Here is a 3,055-nt window from a genome sequence, read left to right as displayed (position 1 = left end):
TCCCTGACCGCGGCGGGGTCTTCCTCGATCCCGATGACCGCGCCGTCGCCGCCGACCTTCGCGGCGACGGCGCCGGCGAACAGGCCGACGCCGCAGTACAGGTCCAGCACGGTGTCCCCCGGCTTCGGCTCGAGGGCCGCGAGGACGGCCTCGGTCAGCGTGTCCGCCGCGGCCGGGTGCACCTGCCAGAACGCTCCGGCGCTGACCCGCCAGGCACGGCCCGCGGCGCGCTGGGTGAGGAAACCGCTGCCTTTCAGCGGTGTGAGCCGCCGCCGGTTCCTGCTGAGCAGGGACTCGGCAGGAACCGTGTCCGCCAGGCCGGCGAGGGATGACGGCGCCGGATGGCCGGCTGGCGTGACGATCACGGCACGGTCGCCGGTGCCGACGATGACCTCGACCGCCGTGGTGTCCGGCCAGGTGCGCCGCGGGATGCCCAGGTCGCGGATGCCGGGGTGCGCGATCAGGCAGTCGTCGATGGCGACGACCTCGTGCGAGCGATGTTTCCGCAGGCCCGGCACTCCGTCGTCGCGGACCGCGAACTGGACCCGGGTTCGCCAGCCGAGCCCCGGCTGGCCGCCGGTCTCGTCGCCGGGCATCGGCTCGACGGTGACCTCGCGGTCGATGCCGGCCATCCGCCGGAGCTGCTGCCCGATCACGGCGGCCTTCAGGGCGCGCTGCGCGGGGAGGCTGGCGTGCTGCCAGTCGCAGCCGCCGCAGCCGCCGGAATGCGCGTACGGGCAGGGCGCGGCCACCCGGTCCGGCGACGGCTCACGGATCTCGACGGCGTCCGCCCGCGCGAACCTGGACGTGACCTCGGTCACCCGGGCTACGACCCGCTCGCCTGGCAGCGCGTGCCTGACGAACAGCACGGGAAGCCCCGGCGGCCTGGCGACGCACCAGCCGCCCTGCGCGACATCCTCGGTCGTCACCTCGACGGCCTCGCCCACCTCGAAAACCACCGCACAGACCTCCTTGTTCTGGGGTCGCATTCTCCCACGTGAGGGCATACCTTTGGCGAGGTGCCCGAACCGGGCGCTACCAGCGCTGTGACGGACCGTGAAAGGACGGGTCGTGCATATCGTGATCATGGGGTGCGGGCGGGTCGGCTCGACGCTTGCCCACATCCTGGAGGACCGGGGCAACACGGTCGCGGTCATCGACCGCGACCCGGAAGCGTTCCGCAGGCTCCGCCCGGCGTTCAAGGGCGACCGGGTCACCGGGATCGGCTTCGACCGTGACGTGCTCGCCAGGGCGGGCATCGAGCGCGCCGACAGCTTCGCGGCCGTCAGCAGCGGCGACAACTCCAACATCATCGCCGCCAGGGTCGCCCGCGAGACCTTCGGGGTCCGCCAGGTGGCGGCGCGGATCTACGACCCCAGGCGCGCGGAGGTCTACGAGCGGCTCGGCATCCCCACGGTCGCGACCGTGCGGTGGACGGCCGACCAGATGCTCCGCAAGCTGCTGCCCGAGGGCGCGGAGCCGCTGTGGCGGGACGCCACCGGCAAGATCGTGCTCAGCCAGGTCAGCGTGTCACCGGAATGGATCGGCGAGCCGGTCAAGCTCGTCGAGGCCTCGGCAGGCACCCGCATCGCCTACATCGACCGGCTCGGCGAGGCGATCGTCCCGCAGCCGGGAACCGTGCTGCAGCAAGGTGACGTGGTGCACGTCATCGCCCCGGAGAACGACCTGGACAGGATCGAGGCCGCGTTCGCCTCGCGCGAGAGGGGCGGTCACTGATGCGCGTCGCCATCGCCGGCGCTGGCGCGGTGGGCAGGTCCATCGCCCGCGAGCTGGTCGAGAACGGCCACGAGGTGCTGCTCATCGACCAGAAGCCGAGCGCGATCAAGGTGGACAGCGTGCCGCGCGCCGAATGGCTGCTCGCCGACGCCTGCGAGATCAGCTCGCTGGACGACGCGGCGCTCGACCGGTGCAACGTGGTCGTCGCCGCCACCGGCGACGACAAGGTCAACCTGGTGGTCGCGCTGCTCGCCAAGACCGAGTACGGCGTGCCGCGGGTCGTCGCCCGCGTCAACCACCCGGGCAACGAATGGCTGTACAACGAGTCGTGGGGCGTCGACGTGGCCGTGTCCACGCCGCGGCTGCTGTCGGCCCTCGTCGAGGAGGCGGTCAGCGTCGGTGACCTGGTCCGGCTGATGACCTTCGGGCAGAGCGAGGCCAGCCTCGTCGAGCTGACCATGCCCGACGACGCGCCGCTGGCCGGCCAGCAGGTCGGGTCCATCGAATGGCCGGCCGACTCGGCGCTGGTGGCGATCCTGCGCGAGGGCCGGGTGCTGGTGCCGCAGCCGGAAGACCCGCTGCAGCCGGGCGACGAGCTGTTCTTCGTCACCACGGAGGACGTCGAGGAGGAACTGGAGCGTCTCTTCTCGGCCGGCTAGCGGGTCTCGGTGATCTCCGGGCCGCGCTCGAAGGGGCTGGGCTGGGTGGCGAACCTGTTCTGCTCCTCCTGCTCCTGCTGGGCCTTGGCCTGCTCTTCAAGCGCCGCGGCCGCCTCCGGCGGCAGCCGGAGCTCGAGCAGGTCCCGTGGCGGCACCGGGTGCTCGCCGCGGACCACGACGACCTCGCGCATCACCGCCTCGAGCGGCGCCGCCGCGGCGGGATTCTCCGCCGCCGCACCGCTGAACACTCCGCGCAGGAACCAGCGGGCACCGTCCACGCCGGTGAACCTGACCAGCTGCGTGCCTGCCTGCGGCTGGTCCGGCTGCGCGGGCACGCGGGCCTGCAGCTCGGCGCCGAACGGCCCGGTGCGCTCCGTGACCATGCCCCCTGCGCCGCTGATCTCCGCCGCGATCTCGGCGCGCACGTCGTCCCACAGCGAGTCGCGCTTGGGCGCGGCGAACGCCTGCAGCTGCAGTTCGCTCAGCCCGTGGCGCACCGTCACCCAGGCGCCGTGCTGCTCGGCGAACACCAGCTGGATGTCCGTCCCCTCCAGCACAGGCACCTGCAGGCTGCCGAGGTCGACTCGCTGCATGTCGGGGTGCGGCTCGGCCACGTCCCACGGCCCGGCCCCGGGGGCCGCGCCGGGGGTCTCGTCGGC

4 protein-coding genes are annotated in these 3,055 nt (G+C 72.9%); 2 read left to right on the top strand and 2 right to left on the bottom strand.

The annotated features are described in order from the left end of the window. Positions 1 to 959 (bottom strand): class I SAM-dependent RNA methyltransferase (locus WA805_RS26525; RefSeq protein WP_425243711.1); only part of this gene is annotated, 959 nt, incomplete at its 3' end. Positions 960 to 1,071: 112 nt separating this feature from the next. On the opposite strand from WA805_RS26525, the gene WA805_RS26520 reads away from it, so the two are divergent. Next, positions 1,072 to 1,737: a potassium channel family protein gene (locus WA805_RS26520; protein WP_422277673.1), complete on the top strand. Its 666-nt coding sequence runs from the start codon at positions 1,072 to 1,074 to the stop codon at positions 1,735 to 1,737. Continuing rightward, positions 1,737 to 2,396, top strand: a complete 660-nt coding sequence (locus WA805_RS26515) for a potassium channel family protein (RefSeq protein WP_422277671.1) — start codon at positions 1,737 to 1,739, stop codon at positions 2,394 to 2,396. The genes WA805_RS26520 and WA805_RS26515 overlap by 1 nt, the downstream gene beginning before the upstream one ends. Here WA805_RS26515 and WA805_RS26510 read toward each other — a convergent pair. Then, positions 2,393 to 3,055: DUF3710 domain-containing protein (locus WA805_RS26510; RefSeq protein WP_425243710.1), on the bottom strand; the 663-nt coding region annotated here is incomplete at its 5' end. The genes WA805_RS26515 and WA805_RS26510 overlap by 4 nt on opposite strands.

The sequence above is a fragment of the Trebonia sp. genome (genome assembly GCF_049794275.1).
Lineage (GTDB): Bacteria > Actinomycetota > Actinomycetes > Streptosporangiales > Streptosporangiaceae > Trebonia.
The sequence above is the reverse complement of the archived record's forward strand: the minus strand, read 5'-3'. Positions and strand labels throughout refer to the sequence as shown.